We start from the raw sequence: 1152 nt of genomic DNA, 5'->3' as shown, positions 1-1152 counted from the left end.
CGTCGAGCGAACTCCGCCGCAGGAAGGCACCGACGCGGGTGACCCGCGGATCGTGCTGCATCTTGAAGAGCGGCCCGGCGCCCTCGTTCGCGGCTTCGAGTGCTGCCACGCGGGCTTCGGCGTCGACGCACATGGTCCGGAACTTGAGGATCGAGAAGTCGCGTCCGCCGCGGCCGACCCGCGTCTGACGGAAGAACACCGGTCCGCCGTCATCGAGCCGGATCACGAGCGCGATCACCGCGAAGAGCGGCGCGAGCAGAAGGAGCCCGAGCCCGGCCCCCACGACGTCGAGCAGTCGCTTGCCGGTCCGGCGCCGGTAGTCCGGGATCTCGACGTGCATGAGCGGGAGACCGTCCACGGGGCGCTCGTGCACTCGACCCGTGGCGATGTCGGCGAGGGGTGAGGACACCACGAGCTCGACCCCGCGCTCCTCGAGCTGCCAGCCGAGGCGTCGCAGCCGCTCGTGCCCGCCCCGGACGGCGCCGGCGACGACCACCGCCGAGACGCCCGTGGCCGACGCTCGGTCGAGCACGTCGTCGATCCCGCCGAGGACCGCGACCCGTGCGCTTCCCAGTTCGACGGTCTCCCCGACGCTGAGACAGTCGGTCACGACCCCGGTGACCCGGTACCCGGCGACGGGTGTGGTCGCGATGCGGCGCCCGACGTAGCGCACGTCCTCGGCGTCACCGACGAGCAGGACGTCCTGCAGTCGTTCGCCACGGCCACGACGACGTGCGAGCACGGTCCGCACCGCTTTCCGTTCGACAGCGAGCAGCGCCATCCCGAGCGGGAAGGCGATCGCGACGTACCCGCGTGCGATGTCGAGCTGCACCGCGTACGCGACGATGGCGACGATCGCGCCGGCAACGAGGCTCGCGGTCACGAGCCGGCGGTACTCCTCGTTCCCGACCCCGGCGATCCGGGCGTTGCGCGTCCCGAACGACGACAGCAGGGTCATCCAGACGACGACGATCGCGGGCGCGACGACGAACTCGACCCAGCCGGCAGTGACGGAACCGTCCGGCACCTCCACCGGGAAGCGGACGAGGTGCGCCGTCACGAAGGCGACGAGCAGCACGGCGAGGTCGAGCGCGGCCACGACCAGGGCGAACCCGGGCCGGGCACCGGCTGGCGCTCCGACGGAGACAGGAC

Annotated in this window: 1 protein-coding gene; it reads right to left on the bottom strand. The window is 72.1% G+C overall.

Annotated elements, in window-relative coordinates; genetic code table 11:
- Positions 1–1099 (bottom strand): sugar transferase (locus I59_RS11450; RefSeq protein ID WP_148286191.1); only part of this gene is annotated, 1099 nt, incomplete at its 3' end.
- Between the last annotated feature and the right edge of the window lie 53 nt (positions 1100–1152).

The organism is Curtobacterium sp. B8 (genome assembly GCF_000333315.1).
Lineage (GTDB): Bacteria > Actinomycetota > Actinomycetes > Actinomycetales > Microbacteriaceae > Curtobacterium > Curtobacterium luteum.
The sequence above is the reverse complement of the archived record's forward strand: the minus strand, read 5'-3'. Positions and strand labels throughout refer to the sequence as shown.